17 protein-coding genes and 1 pseudogene are annotated in these 16,363 nt (G+C 57.3%); 10 read left to right on the top strand and 8 right to left on the bottom strand.

The features are described from left to right. Nucleotides 1-98: 98 nt before the first annotated feature. Nucleotides 99-1,718, top strand: a complete 1,620-nt coding sequence (locus BWI95_RS03285) for an isovaleryl-CoA dehydrogenase (protein WP_076768997.1) — start codon at nt 99-101, stop codon at nt 1,716-1,718. Here BWI95_RS03285 and BWI95_RS03280 read toward each other — a convergent pair. The 3 genes from BWI95_RS03280 to bsmA all read right to left on the bottom strand — a co-directional run bounded on the left by BWI95_RS03280 (nt 1,715) and on the right by bsmA (nt 4,534). Continuing rightward, nucleotides 1,715-3,649: a methyl-accepting chemotaxis protein gene (locus BWI95_RS03280; protein WP_076768996.1), complete on the bottom strand. Its 1,935-nt coding sequence runs from the start codon at nt 3,647-3,649 to the stop codon at nt 1,715-1,717. The genes BWI95_RS03285 and BWI95_RS03280 overlap by 4 nt on opposite strands. 169 nt (nt 3,650-3,818) lie before the next feature. Next, nucleotides 3,819-4,109, bottom strand: coding sequence for a DUF1471 family protease activator YjfN (gene yjfN / locus BWI95_RS03275; RefSeq protein WP_042711837.1), 291 nt, complete (start codon nt 4,107-4,109; stop codon nt 3,819-3,821). Nucleotides 4,110-4,231: 122 nt separating this feature from the next. Next, nucleotides 4,232-4,534 (bottom strand): biofilm peroxide resistance protein BsmA, encoded by a 303-nt coding sequence (bsmA, locus tag BWI95_RS03270; protein ID WP_054803080.1) that lies wholly within the window; start codon nt 4,532-4,534, stop codon nt 4,232-4,234. A 214-nt stretch (nt 4,535-4,748) separates the two neighbouring features. Here bsmA and yjfP point away from each other — a divergent pair, with 214 nt between their 5' ends. After that, entirely contained in the window at nt 4,749-5,498 is a 750-nt protein-coding gene (gene yjfP, locus BWI95_RS03265) for an esterase (protein WP_054803033.1), read from the top strand. Between the two features lie 10 nt (nt 5,499-5,508). Here yjfP and BWI95_RS03260 read toward each other — a convergent pair. Beyond that, nucleotides 5,509-5,694 (bottom strand): annotated as a pseudogene (locus BWI95_RS03260) (hypothetical protein); the annotation flags it as partial. A gap of 266 nt (nt 5,695-5,960) precedes the next feature. On the opposite strand from BWI95_RS03260, the gene rpsF reads away from it, so the two are divergent. The 5 genes from rpsF to BWI95_RS03235 all read left to right on the top strand — a co-directional run bounded on the left by rpsF (nt 5,961) and on the right by BWI95_RS03235 (nt 8,537). After that, on the top strand, nt 5,961-6,356 hold the full coding sequence (gene rpsF / locus BWI95_RS03255) for a 30S ribosomal protein S6 (protein ID WP_023478405.1): 396 nt from the start codon (nt 5,961-5,963) through the stop codon (nt 6,354-6,356). Nucleotides 6,357-6,362: 6 nt separating this feature from the next. Next, nucleotides 6,363-6,677, top strand: a complete 315-nt coding sequence (gene priB / locus BWI95_RS03250) for a primosomal replication protein N (protein ID WP_023478447.1) — start codon at nt 6,363-6,365, stop codon at nt 6,675-6,677. 4 nt (nt 6,678-6,681) lie between these two features. Next, nucleotides 6,682-6,909, top strand: a complete 228-nt coding sequence (gene rpsR, locus BWI95_RS03245) for a 30S ribosomal protein S18 (RefSeq protein WP_005974788.1) — start codon at nt 6,682-6,684, stop codon at nt 6,907-6,909. Nucleotides 6,910-6,950: 41 nt separating this feature from the next. Then, on the top strand, nt 6,951-7,400 hold the full coding sequence (rplI, locus tag BWI95_RS03240; RefSeq protein WP_042711846.1) for a 50S ribosomal protein L9: 450 nt from the start codon (nt 6,951-6,953) through the stop codon (nt 7,398-7,400). Nucleotides 7,401-7,607: 207 nt separating this feature from the next. Further along, the gene (locus BWI95_RS03235) at nt 7,608-8,537 is read left to right on the top strand and encodes a DMT family transporter (protein ID WP_054803031.1); all 930 of its coding nucleotides are present in this window, start codon (nt 7,608-7,610) and stop codon (nt 8,535-8,537) included. Between the two features lie 21 nt (nt 8,538-8,558). On the opposite strand, the gene BWI95_RS03230 is transcribed toward BWI95_RS03235, so the two are convergent. Next, on the bottom strand, nt 8,559-9,200 hold the full coding sequence (locus BWI95_RS03230; protein ID WP_054803030.1) for a LysM-like peptidoglycan-binding domain-containing protein: 642 nt from the start codon (nt 9,198-9,200) through the stop codon (nt 8,559-8,561). 263 nt (nt 9,201-9,463) lie between these two features. Between BWI95_RS03230 and fklB the strand changes: the two genes are divergently transcribed. Then, a complete protein-coding gene (gene fklB, locus BWI95_RS03225) occupies nt 9,464-10,084 on the top strand; it encodes an FKBP-type peptidyl-prolyl cis-trans isomerase (RefSeq protein WP_054803029.1) in 621 nt (206 codons plus the stop codon). Between the two features lie 295 nt (nt 10,085-10,379). Next, on the top strand, nt 10,380-11,792 hold the full coding sequence (gene cycA, locus BWI95_RS03220; protein ID WP_076768994.1) for a D-serine/D-alanine/glycine transporter: 1,413 nt from the start codon (nt 10,380-10,382) through the stop codon (nt 11,790-11,792). Nucleotides 11,793-11,850: 58 nt separating this feature from the next. Here the strand turns inward: cycA and ytfE are convergent, their stop codons facing one another. Continuing rightward, on the bottom strand, nt 11,851-12,516 hold the full coding sequence (ytfE, locus tag BWI95_RS03215) for an iron-sulfur cluster repair protein YtfE (protein WP_054803027.1): 666 nt from the start codon (nt 12,514-12,516) through the stop codon (nt 11,851-11,853). A gap of 273 nt (nt 12,517-12,789) precedes the next feature. Here ytfE and BWI95_RS03210 point away from each other — a divergent pair, with 273 nt between their 5' ends. Continuing rightward, entirely contained in the window at nt 12,790-14,445 is a 1,656-nt protein-coding gene (locus tag BWI95_RS03210; RefSeq protein WP_076768993.1) for a methyl-accepting chemotaxis protein, read from the top strand. Nucleotides 14,446-14,472: 27 nt separating this feature from the next. Here the strand turns inward: BWI95_RS03210 and BWI95_RS03205 are convergent, their stop codons facing one another. Together BWI95_RS03205 and BWI95_RS03200 are read right to left on the bottom strand one after the other, a co-directional pair. After that, the gene (locus tag BWI95_RS03205; RefSeq protein ID WP_076768992.1) at nt 14,473-15,438 is read right to left on the bottom strand and encodes a DMT family transporter; all 966 of its coding nucleotides are present in this window, start codon (nt 15,436-15,438) and stop codon (nt 14,473-14,475) included. 73 nt (nt 15,439-15,511) lie between these two features. Further along, the gene (locus BWI95_RS03200) at nt 15,512-16,336 is read right to left on the bottom strand and encodes an AraC family transcriptional regulator (protein WP_054803026.1); all 825 of its coding nucleotides are present in this window, start codon (nt 16,334-16,336) and stop codon (nt 15,512-15,514) included. Nucleotides 16,337-16,363: the final 27 nt, after the last annotated feature.

Here is a 16,363-nt window from a genome sequence, read left to right as displayed (position 1 = left end):
GATCGCAATGATATTACCGCTGTGTGACCCCCCTCCCATGCAGCGCCAGCGCGGGCTGTCCATACTTAGCGGCGTGGCCATTGAAGGAGGGCGAGAGCATGCGCTGGCAAACGCACACCGTTTTTAACCAACCCATTCCCCTGCATAACAGCAACCTGTTTCTGTCTGACCGTCCCCTCTACGACGCAGTGATGCGCGAGGGCGCGGCGTGGGATGCAGAACTGCTCGCCAGCATCGGCCAGCAACTCGGCACAGCAGAATCTCTTGAACTTGGTCGGCTGGCAAATGCCAATCCACCGGAACTGCTGCGCTACAGCAGCACCGGCGAGCGGCTGGATGATGTGCGCTTCCACCCGGCCTGGCACCTTTTGATGCAGGGACTGTGCAGCAACCGCGTGCATAACCTGGCGTGGGAAGAGCATGCGCGCGCCGGATCGTTTGTCGCGCGCAGCGCCCGCTTCGTGCTGCATGCGCAGGTGGAATCCGGCACGCTGTGCCCCATCACCATGACCTTTGCCGCCACGCCACTATTGCAGCAGGCACTTCCCGCTGCTTTTGCAGGCTGGCAGCAACCGCTGCTCAGCGATCGTTACGATCCTCATCTGCTGCCGGGTGGGGAGAAGCGCGGGCTGCTTATCGGCATGGGGATGACGGAGAAGCAGGGCGGCTCCGATGTGTTGAGTAACACCACGCGCGCGGAGAGGAGCGGCGATCACTACCGGCTGGTGGGGCATAAGTGGTTCTTTTCGGTGCCGCAAAGCGATGCGCACTTAGTGCTGGCACAGACGCCGGGCGGCCTCTCCTGCTTCTTTGTGCCGCGCTTTCTGCCGGACGGGGAGCGTAACGGCGTGCGCCTCGAGCGGCTCAAAGAGAAGCTCGGCAACCGTTCGAACGCCAGCAGCGAAGCGGAGTTTGTTGACGCCTGCGGCTGGCTGCTCGGCGAAGAGGGCGACGGCGTGCGCCAGATCCTCAAAATGGGCGGGCTGACGCGCTTTGACTGCGCCCTCGGCAGCCACGGCCTGATGCGCCGCGCCTTCTCCGTGGCGCTCTATCATGCCCATCACCGCCAGGCGTTTGGCAAAAACCTTGTCGATCAGCCCCTAATGCGCGACGTGCTCAGCCGCATGGCACTGCAACTTGAGGGGCAAACGGCGACGATCTTTCGCCTCGCCCGCGCATGGGATAGCCGGGCGGATGCACAGGAAGCGTTATGGGCGCGCCTCTTTACGCCGGTGGCGAAGTTCGCGGTGTGTAAAAGCGGCATACCGTTCGTCGCCGAAGCGATGGAGGTGCTGGGCGGTATCGGTTACTGCGAAGAGAGCGAGTTGCCGCGGCTCTACCGCGAAGTGCCGGTCAACAGTATCTGGGAAGGTTCGGGAAACGTGATGTGCCTGGATGTGCTGCGCGTGCTGGCCAAACAGCCGGGCGTGCTGGCGCTATTAAGCGAAGAGTTTGCAGCAGTAAAAGGGCGGGATCGCCATTTCGAACGCGCCTGGCGGCAGCTCCAGCCGCGGCTGCGTAAGCCGGACGAGGCGCAAGGGCGGGAGATTACCCAGCAGCTCTGGCTACTGGGCGTCGGTGCGCAAATGCTGCGGCACGCATCGCCGCCAATAGCGCAGGCGTGGTGTCAGATGATGCTTGATACCCGTGGCGCGTCGCGGATTGATGAACAGGTCAAAAGTGACCTGCTGCTGCGCGCCACGGGCGGAGCCCATTAATCCATTTTTAAGCGGAACAGGCTGACCAGCTCGCTCAGATGCGCCCCTTTTTCACGCAGAATGCGCGCGGTCTCTTCACTCTGGGTCACGCGTCCGGCGTTGATGTGCGTGGCATCGCCAATGTGCGTCATCGCCAGGTTCACCTGATTAATCCCGGCAGATTGTTCATGGGAAGCATGGTTAATCTCATGAACCAACTGGTTGATATTGTTCATGTGATTGATGATCGCCTGCATCGCGATGCGGGTCGCTTCCGACTGAGAGTGACCTTCGCCCACTTTTTTCAGCGTATCGCCAATCAGCGCGTCGATCTCTTTCACCGCGTTGGCGCTGCGTGCCGCCAGAGCACGTACTTCCTGGGCAACAACGGCAAAGCCTTTGCCATGCTCGCCTGCGCGCGCCGCTTCCACCGCCGCGTTAAGCGCGAGGATGTTGGTCTGGAAGGCAATTGACTCGATTACATGGGTAATATCGGCGATACGCTGTGAAGCGGCGCGAATATCTTCCATTGTCTCAACGGAGTGTTCGACGGTCTGACCGCCTTTTTTCACCGCGTCGGTGGTTTCATTTACCAGGTGCTGAGTCTGCTCCATATTGGCCGCATTTTGCTGCACGGTGGCGGCAATCTGCTCCATGCTGGCGGAAGTCTCTTCGACGCTGCTGGCCTGCTTATTGATTTGATCGCTGATCTCACTGCTGTCGGCGGCCAGTGCATTGGTGCCGAGGTTGATCTCGGCGGCGGATTCCCGCACCTGCAGCACAATTTTATGCAGCCCATCGCCGATGCCATTGATCGCGGCGATCAGCTCTCCCACCTCATCCTGACGATCCACTGCCAGCGTGGCGCGCAGATCGCCTGCGGCATATTGCTGTGCCAGATCGATCACGCTACGCAGCGGACGCGACAGCCAGCGGCGAATAATCACCACAAACATCGTCGCGAAGAGCAGGGAGACGATCACGCCCGCCAGCAGGAACTGGTTACGCATTGCGTTTACATCGTGCAGCAGCGTGGCTTTATCGACTTCACCCACGACCGCCCAGTTCCAGCCGGGCAGTGCGGTGTAGGAGAGCAGCAGCGTGCGGCCATCCGCACTCTGTTGTGTCAGGGTGCCGCTCTCGTTGTTCAGCACCGCCTGCAGATCGCTTTCGCTCCACTGCGGACGTTTGCCTTCCTGGTCACCGTGGAACAGGTAGTTGCCGAGGTTTTTCCCCGGGTTGCGGTCAATCACGAAGAAGTGTCCGCTCTCGCCCAGTTTGCGTCCAAGAATTTTGCCGCGCATCACCTGCCAGGAGCGGGTGATATCGACGCCAACAAACAGAATAGCGATGGTATTGCCGCTGGCATCTTTTACCGGCTGATACTGGGTGATATAGCGCTTGCCGAACAGCAGCGCGAGGCCGCGATAGACCTCACCTTTCATCACCGGAGCAAACGCCGGGCCGGCGGGATCAAGCTTGGTGCCGATCGCGCGATCGCCATTCTCTTTACGCAGAGACGTGGCAACACGCACAAATTCGTTGCCGCTGCGCACGAAGAGGGTGGCAATCGCGCCGGTGCGGTTAAGGAAATCATCGGGAATGGCGTTGTTGTTGTGCAGCTCAACGTCACCGGCTTTCAGCAGCGGAACGTCGATGCCGTTAATCTCGCGGCGCTGTTGCGGATCAATGGCAAGCGGCTGCGGCAGGAAACTGCCAAACAATCGGGTGTAGCTCTCAACTTCTTCAGTGAGGCTGCTGTTGAACATCTCTACCATGTCGACCACGCCGGTAGACTGGCTGTGCAGATCTTCCATAGCCAGCGTTTCCAGCTGTTGGCTGGCGTTGTTACTCATCAGAAAGGTAAATAAGAGAAATAGCGTCGCAACGCTTGCACCAGTCAGCAAAGAGAGCTTTGCACCAAGGCTGGCACGACGAAAGAGGGCGCTCATAATGTGTCCGTTTTTGTATGTGTGAGCCTCCTTAACGGCAGGGAGCGGACAACATTTAGCGTAGATTTGTAACAATATGTTACACGGATGTATCACCCGAATAACATAATCTTAAAGAAAGTAGGGGCATAAAGAAACGCCCTGATTTGGTGGCTTTTATTGACGACACTCAGGCGTAGAGGATCGCCTGCACCTGCCATGAATCAACCTGCATCGCCTCCTGCATGCGAATAATGCGATACCAGGAGGCGCCCTGTTCATCCGCTTTCAGGGCAATGACACGCTCAACATCTTGCTGGCTGCCGGCGACGTTATCGACCGAAATAAGGCCAATTTCGTTAAGCCCCGTCACGCGATCGGCGCAGGCGAACTCGGCGGACTGCGCGGTGGTGTGCAACATACCGGCAGAGAGTAACAGCGAGTTTAAGGCGAGAGATTGTTTCATTGTCGTCAGCTCCATTTTTCGCTACCCCGAGTCGGATCGGGGCTTCCTTACGCACAAGAGAAGTCAGAACCCAATAGTGCACAGAAGAACATCAATGGACGCAAAGCAGTGTAAAAGTCCTTAAAATCAATACCTCGCTACGATCGATAAAGCAGGGCGCGACCATACCAACGGCCGGGGAATACGCTGTCATCCATCATTATGATGACGTAATAGTCTGCTTTCGCCTCGGAGGCTTTGGCTTTGAGCGCTGTTTCGACATCCATGGGCGAGCCCATTACTGTGACGTTAACCGCCCCGATCTCCCGCAATCCCTGCGTCTGATTTCGACTGATCTCTTGCGGCGTTTCCGTGGCCGGCGGCGCAGGTTGCGGTTTGCCTTCCAGCGCGGCACAGCCGCTGATAAGCAGGGCAAACAACAGCGGCAGCAGGGCGCGCATCGGTTTCTTATCTCTACTGATAGCCATAGTGTAGTTCCTGATGGGTTTCACTTTGGGGGTGATGTTCCCGAAGTGTTAGCTTGAGCACTGATTTCGAATGAAAGTGTTTTGAAAGCGTAATCTGGCTCTCATCATGCGCAATGCTTATGCGGAATCTGGCTTGCGCCAGCGCGCTGCGGGTGGCATATCTGCACTATAGATCACGGAGGGAAAAATGATTGAAATTCAGACAGACCACTTTGCAGGTAATGAGGCGCTGCACGCCTTCCCGGCCGGAAAAGGGCAACAACCGCTCCCCTGCGTCGTGTTCTACCACGGCTTCACCTCATCAAAGCTGGTTTACAGCTACTTCGCCGTCGCGCTGGCGCAGGCGGGTTTTCGCGTGATCATGCCCGACGCGCCCGATCATGGCGCGCGCTTTAGCGGCAACGCTGAGCGCCGCTTGCGTCAGTTCTGGCAAATCTTGCAGGGCAATCTTGAAGAGTTTGCCACGCTGCGTGATGCGTTACACCAGCGCAATCTGATTGAAGAGAACCGGCTGGCGGTGGGCGGCGCATCCATGGGCGGCATGACGGCGCTGGGCATTATGACTCGTCACCCGGAGGTGCGCTGCGTCGCCAGCCTGATGGGATCGGGCTACTTCACCTCTCTTGCCCGCACGCTGTTCCCGCCGCTAGAGGTCACCAACGCCGCGCAGCAGGAGACTTTCGATGCCATTCTCGCGCCGCTGGCGAAATGGGAAGTGACGGGCCAACTGGAGAGAGTCGCCGATCGCCCGCTGCTGCTGTGGCATGGCGAAGCGGATGATGTCGTGCCCGCAGCTGAATCCTTCCGATTACAGCAGGCGCTGGCCGACGAACAGCGTGACGCCAGGCTTACCACTCTGTGGGAAGCGGGGGTTGCTCATCGTATTACGCCGCAGGCGCTGGAGGCGACGGTCGGCTTCTTCAGCCGTCATCTTTAAGCGGCGGGGCGGCATCCGGACGTTGAATCAACACCGGCTCGGCGTCGCTTTCGTCGGTAAGGTTATGATTAATATAGATAACACCTAAGCTCTGCACGTCATCCATATTGCGGGCTTGCGGTGGGGGCGGGGCGATCGCTGCGCTAGCCTGGGCGCTAAGCAGCAGGGTTGCTAGTAAAAGTGCGATGTATTTCATGATGTTACGCTCCAGTACGTCTTCGGGAACTATCGCCTGTACATCTCTTCTCCTTAGGTTATGAGGTGCGCTGGTTAAGTGTAATTCGCCGTGGCGGCTTCTCTTGGCGCTTAGTGCGAATTAATTGTGCAATTCACCTTGAGTTCCTGGGGTGGCGCCAGTATTATGACGCGTCAATTTTTCAGCCGACCTTTAACACGTTCCTTGCCTCCCCGGGCCTCGGCTGACCCAGACAGGAGGCTGAATAATCCGTAAGGAGCAATTCGATGCGTCATTACGAAATCGTTTTTATGGTCCATCCTGACCAGAGCGAACAGGTTCCGGGCATGATCGAACGTTACACTGGTGCAATCACTGCAGCAGAAGGTACGATCCACCGTCTGGAAGACTGGGGCCGCCGTCAGCTGGCTTACCCGATCAACAAACTGCACAAAGCACACTACGTTCTGATGAACGTTGAAGCGCCGCAGGAAGCGATCGATGAGCTGGAAACAAACTTCCGCTTCAACGACGCCGTTATCCGTAGCATGGTTATGCGTACTAAGAACGCGGTAACCGAAGCATCTCCGATGGTTAAAGCGAAAGACGAGCGTCGTGAGCGTCGCGATGATTTCGCAAATGAAACCGCAGATGATGCAGATGCTGGGGATTCTGAAGAGTAATTCCTGATGACCAACCGTCTGGTGTTGTCCGGCACCGTGTGCAGGACGCCGCTGCGAAAGGTCAGCCCGTCAGGAATTCCACACTGCCAGTTCGTGCTTGAGCACCGCTCTGTGCAGGAGGAAGCCGGTTTTCACCGGCAGGCGTGGTGCCAAATGCCTGTAATAATCAGCGGGCAGGAGAACCAGGCCATTACTCACAGTATAACGGTCGGTAGCGCAGTAACCGTTCAGGGGTTCATCAGTTGCCACAAGGCAAAGAACGGCCTGAGCAAAATGGTTCTGCATGCCGAGCAGATTGAATTGATAGATTCTGGAGACTAGCCAAATGGCACGTTATTTCCGTCGTCGCAAGTTCTGCCGTTTCACCGCGGAAGGCGTTGTTGAGATTGATTACAAAGATATCGCTACGCTGAAAAACTACATCACCGAAAGCGGTAAGATTGTCCCGAGCCGTATCACCGGTACCCGTGCAAAATATCAGCGTCAGCTGGCACGCGCTATCAAACGCGCTCGCTACCTGTCCCTGCTGCCGTACACTGATCGTCATCAGTAATCGGTCACGGTCCATTAATACGACTTTGAGAGGATAAGGTAATGCAAGTTATTCTGCTTGATAAAGTAGCAAACCTGGGTAGCCTGGGTGATCAGGTTAACGTTAAAGCGGGCTACGCTCGTAACTTCCTGGTACCGCAGGGTAAAGCTGTTCCGGCTACCAAGAAAAACGTTGAGTATTTCGAAGCACGTCGCGCTGAACTGGAAGCCAAACTGGCTGACGTTCTGGCGGCTGCTAACGCTCGTGCTGAGCAAATCAATGCACTGGGCACCGTTACCATCGCGTCTAAAGCAGGCGACGAAGGTAAACTGTTCGGTTCCATCGGTACCCGCGATATCGCTGACGCTGTAACTGCAGCTGGCGTTAAAGTGGCGAAGAGCGAAGTTCGTATGCCGAACGGCGTTCTGCGTACCACCGGTGAGCACGAAGTGGACTTCCAGGTTCACAGCGAAGTATTCGCTAAGCTGACTGTAAACGTAGTTGCTGAGTAATTTTTTACTCTTCACTGCGCTCTGAGTTGTTCGGGTCTGCAGGCGCTAACGCCTCTGCAACATGAACGACAATGAGAGACGAAGCGCCGGCCTTGTGCCGGCGTTTTGCTTTTCTGCCCCGCCCACAATTCCCGCCTTTCCCGGTAGCTATTTGCGCCGCATTCTCAGATACTAAATTGAAACGCAATTTTATTTTTGAGATTAGCCATGGACTCCCCTCTGCCCACCCCCGTTTTTGCCCGTCGTCATATCGCTTACGCCTGCGCCACGCTCTGCTGTCTGTTATGGGGTAGCTCCTATCCGGCGATCAAAAGCGGTTATGAACTGTTCCATATCGCTACCGACGACATCCCCTCCAAAGTGGTGTTCGCCGGGTACCGTTTTCTCTTTGCCGGAGCGCTACTGCTGCTGTTCGCGCTGGCGCAGCGTAAACCGATCGCCAGGCTAAGCGCTTCGCAGTTTGGACAACTGACGCTGCTCGGGCTGACCCAGACCTCGCTGCAATACACCTTCTTTTATATTGGCCTTGCCTATACGACGGGGGTGAACGGATCGATCATGAATGCTACCGGCACCTTCTTCAGCGTGCTGCTGGCGCACTTCATCTATCACAATGACAAGCTGAGCTACAACAAAACGCTCGGCTGCGTACTGGGCTTCGCTGGCGTCATGCTGGTGAACTTCCACGGCGGGCTGGCGGATTTTCGCTTTGTCTGGCAGGGCGACGGCTTTGTCATTCTGGCGGCATTTATCCTCTCTGCCGCCACGCTGTACGGTAAGCGGATTTCGCAAACGGTCGATCCTACGGTGATGACCGGCTGGCAGCTGGCGATAGGCGGCCTGGCGCTGCTGGCGGGCGGCTATCTTACGGGAGGAAAGCTGGCGGTGGATAGCGCGGCGGCAGTCGCGGTGCTCGCCTACCTGACGCTGCTCTCTTCGGTGGCGTTTGCCCTGTGGAGCGCCCTGCTGAAAGTGAACCGCGTCAGCATGATCGCGCCCTTCAACTTCGTGATTCCGGTGGCAGGCTCGGTGCTGTCGGCCATCTTCCTCGGCGAGAATATTCTGGAGTGGAAATACGCTGTCGCGCTGGTGCTGGTCTGTACGGGGATCGCGTGGGTCAATAAGCGCGCCGGGTGATCGCTGCCCGGCGCTCGAGGTTTAGCGGGCGCGGATAAAGCTGCCGTCCGGCTGGCGGGTAAAGAGCACCTGCTGGCCGCTGGTCTCAATCGTCAGGCCAGTGACCACGCCGCTGGCGTTCTGGCGGATCTTCACCATCTGGCCGCTTTGCAGATTGCTGAGCGGCTTGCCGTCGCCCTCAACCTTCGCCATCGCGTAGACATCCGTTGGCGGCAGATTATGATCGCGAAAGAGCTGCGCGAGGGTTTTCCCTTCGCCCACCCGGTAGGTGCGCCACTGCTGCTCAATGCCGCTACTGGTCGCCAGTGGCTGGCTGTTCTGCTCTGCGGTGGGCTGCTGCTCAGTGGAAGGCTGCTGCTCAATCGACTCCTGCTGCTGCATCGACGCTTCCGCGCTGGGGGCGTTGAGCTGCGGGTCGTTGACCACCTGCGGCGGCGCGACATTCGGCGAGTTTTGCAGATCGAGCTGCGCATCGCGCGCCTCACCGCTGCGCTGCGGCACGCTCTCATCCGTTGTCGGCAGCAGAAAGCCGATAATAACCAGCAGCGCCGCCAGAATCAGGCCGCGGCGGTGAAGAGGCGGGAGCGGGTCCATCAGGCGAAAATTGTCCGGGGCATGCCAGATCTTCGCAAGGGTAGGTTTCAGTTCAAATCGCCCGGGCATGGCTCTCCTCCTGCTCCGCGTCATTTAATATCCTGTCTCGTTGAGTATATACACTTTATCTTCCTGCATTGGCGTTCGCGGCGTTTAAGCGCATGAAAGCCCATATAAAGTACTATTTTGACACCACAATGCAGGGTTTTGCTAACGTGAACCATTCTTTCCCTTTCGCGCCCTTTTGTCATCTTTCCCGTGACAAAGTTGTGCCCGGCCCAGGGCGGCTGTTATGCTGCGCGCTACTTTAAAAAGCGATGGAAGGAAAACCCATGACCACCCCAACTTTTGACACGATCGAAGCGCAAGCCAGCTACGGCATTGGTTTGCAGGTAGGACAGCAGCTGAGCGAATCCGGGTTAGAGGGGCTGTTACCGGAAGCGCTGGTCGCGGGTATTGCCGATGCGCTGGCGGGCAAACAGCCTGCTGTACCGGTAGACGTTGTTCATCGCGCGCTGCGTGAAATCCACGAACGTGCTGACGCGGTTCGTCGCTCCCGTTTCGAAGAGATGGCGGCAGAAGGCGTGAAATACCTTGATGAAAACCGCGAGCGCGAAGGCGTTAACAGCACCGAATCCGGTCTGCAATTCCGAGTGATCACCCAGGGCGAAGGCGCTATCCCGGCGCGCACCGACCGCGTACGCGTGCACTACACCGGTAAGCTGATTGACGGCACCGTGTTTGACAGCTCCGTCGCGCGCGGCGAACCGGCTGAATTCCCGGTTAACGGCGTAATCGCAGGCTGGATCGAAGCCCTGACGCTGATGCCGGTTGGCTCCAAATGGGAACTGACCATTCCGCACAACCTCGCTTACGGCGAGCGCGGCGCTGGCGCATCCATCCCGCCATTCAGCACGCTGGTGTTCGAAGTGGAACTGCTGGAAATTCTGTAAGTTTCGGCGTGAAGCCCTCTCTTTTAACAGAGGAGAGGGTTTCTGACTTCGCGGATCGTTGGTAAACAGAACTATTAGCAATATATTATCTTGCAAAGCGCACAATCAGGTGTATTTTTGTGAGCTGTTTCGCATTTGCCAGGTGATATAACACTCACTTTAAACAAATATTTAACATTCGATTTAATTCAGAGTATTCATCCCGCCGATTCTTACCTAATATCGATGCGTCCATTAAGGACGAAGCAGACACGTAAAGGCCAGCAGAGCCCAACAACACAGACAGGAAAACAACATGGTAGATCAAGTTAAAGCCGACGCTGATAATGCGGCTCCGGCTGAACAGTCGCTACGGCGTAATCTTACGAACCGGCATATTCAGCTAATTGCTATTGGCGGTGCTATTGGTACCGGTTTATTTATGGGTTCCGGCAAAACAATTAGCCTCGCTGGCCCGTCAATCATCTTCGTTTATATGATCATCGGCTTTATGCTGTTTTTCGTTATGCGTGCGATGGGCGAATTACTGCTTTCCAACCTCGAATATAAATCTTTTAGCGACTTCGCCGCCGACCTGCTCGGGCCGTGGGCGGGGTATTTTACCGGCTGGACCTACTGGTTCTGTTGGGTCGTCACCGGCATGGCGGACGTAGTCGCCATTACCGCCTATGCTCAATTCTGGTATCCCGGCCTTGCCGACTGGATCGCCGCGCTGGCCGTGGTCGTCGTGCTGCTGAGCCTCAACCTCGCGACGGTGAAAATGTTCGGCGAGATGGAGTTCTGGTTCGCGATGATCAAAATCGTCGCCATCGTGGCGCTGATTATCGTCGGCGTCGGTATGGTGCTGATGCATTTCAAATCGCCGACCGGCGTTGAAGCGTCCTTCAGCCATCTGTGGAATGAGGGGGGCTTTTTCCCGAAAGGTATCAGCGGCTTCTTTGCAGGTTTCCAGATAGCGGTGTTTGCCTTTGTCGGTATTGAGCTGGTCGGTACGACCGCCGCCGAGACGAAAGATCCGGAGAAATCCCTGCCGCGCGCTATCAACTCGATTCCGATTCGTATCATCATGTTCTACGTCTTCGCGCTGATCGTGATTATGTCGGTCACGCCGTGGAGTTCCGTGGTTGCTGATAAGAGCCCGTTTGTTGAGCTGTTCGTGCTGGTCGGCATTCCGGCGGCGGCGAGCATCATCAACTTTGTGGTGCTGACCTCTGCCGCCTCTTCCGCCAACAGCGGCGTCTTCTCCACCAGCCGTATGCTGTTTGGCCTGGCGCAGGATGGCGTGGCACCGAAAGCGTTCGCCAAGCTCTCTAAACGCGCGGTACCGGCGAAAGGGCTCACCTTCTCCTGCATCTGCCTGCTGGGCGGTGTGGTGATGCTCTATGTCAACCCGAGCGCGATTGCGGCGTTCACCATGATCACCACCGTGTCGGCGATCCTGTTTATGTTCGTCTGGACCATCATTCTCTGCTCGTATCTGGTCTACCGTAAACAGCGCCCGCAGCTGCATGAAAAATCGATCTACAAGATGCCGCTCGGCAAAGTGATGTGCTGGGTGTGCATGGCGTTCTTCCTGTTTGTGCTGGTGCTGCTGACCCTTGAAGCGGACACCCGCCAGGCGCTGATCGTCACGCCGCTGTGGTTCGTGGTGCTGGGCGCGGGCTGGCTCTTTGCCGGTAAGAAGCGCATTGCTAACCGCAAGCCATAAAAAAAGAGCCGCGAGGCGGCTCTAAACTTCCATATCAAGGACGCTCTCGGGCGTCTTTTTATTTTTCACCTGCGAGGGCACGCGGGAAAAGATTGTTATTTTCCAGGCTGATGTGTTCCATCAAATCATCAATCAGTGTGTTGATACCGTTATACATCGCCTTCCAGGTGGTGCAGGCTTCCGGCGGCGGCGTCACATTTTGCGTGGTGTGCTTAATCACCTCCAGCAATTCGCCCGCCTCATCATGCTCGCTCTCCATCACGCTGATTGGCCCCATCGCCTGCGCGCCCATGCCCTGTTTAATCATCGGAAAGAGGATCTGCTCCTCCTTCATCATGTGGCTGGAGAGCTCCTCATGCAGCATAGTGAGGTACTTGGTTAACCCGCGCGGCACATTCGGTTTATCGGCGTGGACGCGCTCCACTTTGCTGGCTTGCAGAATCAGCTCCGGCAGCTGTTCACGGTGGCGATCGTGGTAACGCACAATGATGTGGTCGATGATCTCTGCCAGCGGCGCCGTACGCCACTCTTTGTCGAGAGGCTGCTCAGCAAGTTTCGCCAGTTCGGCTTCAATGACATCGATATCCAGCTCTTTACGCGCCGCCGAGCGGCCCAGCGTCTGCTTACCGCCGCAGCAGTAATCCATATCATATTTACGAAACAGAGCAGAGGCGCGGGGAATGGAGAGCGCCAGCTCGCCCAAGGGTTGATCGCGGAAAGCCATAGCAGTTACCTCATCGTGGAATCTATAAGTTGTATTTTAAATGCATCTTTATGGCGATGATATACCCCTTACGGAGAACGCTGTAGCCCTTATGCCTTTCTTGCGTGAAAAACCGTGATACGCATCACAAAAAATCTTTCGAAATTAACACATTGAATACAATTACTTTTTCTGGAAAGTTTTGGATAGGGCAAATTATTGACATTAAACAACTTTTCATCGATGCCGATACTCTTTCTTCTGACAATATTCTGTACGCAATAAAGGCCGACGATGTTCAAACGTATCAAAGTTATAACTTTATTAATTATGGTTTTAGTTGTGCTTGGCGCACTTCAGCTGATCTCAGCTGGCGTTTTCATTAGTGCGCTAAACAATGACAAGCACAACTTCAATGTTTCCCAGGTATCGAGCCAGAACGTATCCGAATTTACCGATGCGTGGATCAGCCTCAACCAGGCGCGTGTAACCCTGAACCGCGGCATGCTGCGCTTACAGAGCAGCACCGCCAGCCAAATTAACGGTGGCCAACTTGGTGAGCTAGTGCAAGACGCCACCAACCTGCTTAACCAAGCGCAGCAGCACTACGATATTTACTACAAGCTGCCGCAGACGCCGGGTATGGACCAGGCACTCTCTGACGAGCTGGAGAAGCAGTACAGCACCTACCACGCAACGCTGACCGAGATGAACCGCCTGCTGCTGGCCGGTAAGCTGGAAGATATGTTCCGTCAGAATGCGCAGAAAAAACAGGAAGGGATGGAGAAGAGCTACCGTGCCTGGCGCGCCGAGCAGGCTAAGCTTGCCAGCGACGGCGTGCAGCAGAACGAACATGACTACATCCGCATTCTCTGGATCCTGGCGGCAGTGATGGTCGTCGTGCTGGCTGTCATCGCCATGAGCTGGGTGGCAATGCAGCGCGTGCTGCTGAAGCCGCTGCATGAAGTTATGGGCCACATTCGCCATATCGCTACCGGTGATTTGACTCACGCGATCCACGCCGAAGGCTCCAACGAGATGGCGCGTCTGGCGCAGAACGTGCAGGAGATGCAGCAGTCGCTGGTGAAAACCGTTAGCGTGGTGCGCGATGGCGCAGACACTATCTATACCGGTGCCGGTGAGATTTCTATCGGTAACAACGATCTCTCTTCGCGTACCGAGCAGCAGGCGGCCTCGCTGGAAGAGACCGCAGCCAGCATGGAGCAGCTGACCGCGACGGTGAAACAGAACGCCGACAACGCCCGTCAGGCAACGCAGCTGGCGCTTAACGCCTCCGGTACCGCGAAGAAAGGCGGTGAAGTGGTAGATGGCGTGGTGCGTACAATGGACGAAATCGCCGCCAGCTCCAGCAAAATTGCCCAGATCACCAACGTGATCGACGGTATCGCCTTCCAGACCAACATCCTGGCGCTGAACGCAGCAGTTGAAGCCGCCCGTGCCGGTGAGCAGGGCCGTGGTTTTGCCGTAGTGGCAGGTGAAGTGCGTACGCTGGCACAGCGCAGCGCGCAGGCCGCGAAAGAGATCAAAGGGCTGATTGATGACTCCGGTAATCGCGTAAGCGCCGGTTCAGCGCTGGTTCATGAAGCTGGTGAAACCATGGCTGAAATCGTCAGTGCGGTAACGCGTGTGACGGATATCATGGGTGAAATCTCTTCCGCGTCTGATGAGCAGAGCCGTGGTATCGACCAGGTAGGCCAGGCTGTTGCCGAGATGGATCGCGTGACCCAGCAGAACGCCTCGCTGGTGCAGGAGTCCGCCGCTGCGGCCGCTGCGCTGGAAGAGCAGGCTGCGCGCCTGACCGAAACCGTTGCGGTGTTCAAAGTGAACCGCAGCCGTGACGTTCAGCGTCCCGCGTTGCGCTCGCCGGTTGCGATGGCGAAGACGCCGGTTGCGGCCAGCGTTAACGAAGCCAACTGGGAAACCTTCTGATTAAAACCCGGCGTAAGCCGGGTTTTTTTATGGCTGCTCAAGGGATGTGATACGGGCTTTCTGCGGTTTCGACGCGACTGCCATCACCACGCCGCCAATCAGCAGGGTAATGCCGAGCAGAGTTAAGAGCGGCGGCAGGCTCTGGCGCAGCAGGAAGGTATAGAGCAGCCCGGCAAGGGTTTCAAAGACGATCAGCGGGCCGACAATCACCGTCGGCAGGCGCTGGCAGGCAATGTTCCAGCACAGCGCACCCACCCACGAGCAGAGCACCGCAATGATGAACATCAGGCCGATAAACAGCAGCGGACGCGGGCCGAAGGGGAGCGCGAAGTCGGGCTGCTGAACGTCAAGCCACAGACACGCCGCAAGATAGCCTACCAGGGATAACGGCAGCGTCACCAGCGCCTGCGCCGTTGCCCACATCATCGGGTTCTTATCCGGGTTTTCCCGCAGCCAGCGCGCGTTACGCAGCGCATACCACGCCCAGCAGGCCACCGCAACAAAGGCCAGCGCAATCCCTGAGCCATACCGGCTCCAGCTAAAATCCGCAATGCCCTGGCGCAGTTCGGCAACATTCACACACCCCAGCCCGATAGCGATGGCAATCAGCGCCGGTAGCAGCCGGCCCCACGCGAGCTTGCCGTCACGCTGGCTGTAGAGCAGGTTGGCACAGACCGGGATCACCACCGGCAGCGTGGCGATAATCATCGTCGACACCGGGCCACCGGTGCGCTGGATAGCGCTGGCAAGGCAGACGTAGTAGATCAGATTGCCCATTAACGTGAGCCACAGCGCCGTCCACCAGTCGCTTCGCGTTAGCTGGCGCAGACGCGCGCGCCCAAACCACGCCAGCGGTAGCGCGATCAGCCCCAGAGCCAGGTAGCGCCCAGTCGATTGCAGGGCGGCCGGGTAATCCGGCACGATCAGCGGCCCGACAAAAATCAGCCCCCAAAACAGCCCGGCGAGCAAGGCATACAACACACCACTTACCATCTCTTCACCTCTTTTATCTGGTTCACGCCAGTGTAGGGGAGCAGGGCGGGGGCGTATTGTAGGAGATTGCGCATTATCGGCGCGCAACCTGCTTTTGGTAGCGTACCGGGGTAATGCCGTAGCGCAGGGTGAAGGCGCGGGTGAGGTGGGATTGATCCGTCAGGCCAGTGAGGGCAGCGACATCTGCCGCAGGCATCCCCTGGGTAAGGAAATGTTTGGCGCGCCACAGGCGGATTGCCATCAGCATCTGGTGCGGCGTGACGTGAAAATGGGCTTTGAACTGGCGCTGGAAGTGATAGGGGCTGAGCGACGCGACGCTTGCCAGATCGTCGAGCGTCAGGCTGCGCATATAGTTGTCATGCAGATATTCGCGCACCCGCTCAAAACGGTGCGCTCCTTCCGGGCGCTGCGGCGCGTGCTGCGCCAGCGGGCGAAAGGTATCAATCAGATCGAGCAGCACGCCCTGTTGCGCCAGCGGATCGTCGGTGTGCCAGAGGGCATAAATATGGCCGCAGATCTGGCGGGCGCGCAGAGCATCGAGCCGCGTAACGTCGCGAAACCACCAGTGACGCACGCCGGTTACCTGCTCAAGCAGATCGGGGTCGAGATAGACCATGCGGTAGCGCCACCCCTCTTCACCTACCGCTTCGCCGGTGTGGATCTCATCGGGGTTCATGGTGACGATCGCGTTGGTCGGGGCGACATGCTGCGTCCCGCGATAGCGAAAGCGCTCGGCACCTGATTCAATCGCGCCAATGCCAAACGCTTCATGGGTATGTGGCTCAAAGGCGTAGCGGGAGATATGCGCATGGTACAGCTCCACCCCCGGCAACTGCGCCAGGTGGCGAAACCGCGCGCTGTCGCGCTCATCTATAAACTGTTCAGGTACGCCTTCCACACTTCACCTCCCCCCGCAACATGCCCT

The organism is Kosakonia cowanii JCM 10956 = DSM 18146, from assembly GCF_001975225.1.
Lineage (GTDB): Bacteria > Pseudomonadota > Gammaproteobacteria > Enterobacterales > Enterobacteriaceae > Kosakonia > Kosakonia cowanii.
Note: the sequence above shows the minus strand (reverse complement) of the source record. Positions and strands in the feature narration are given on the sequence as shown.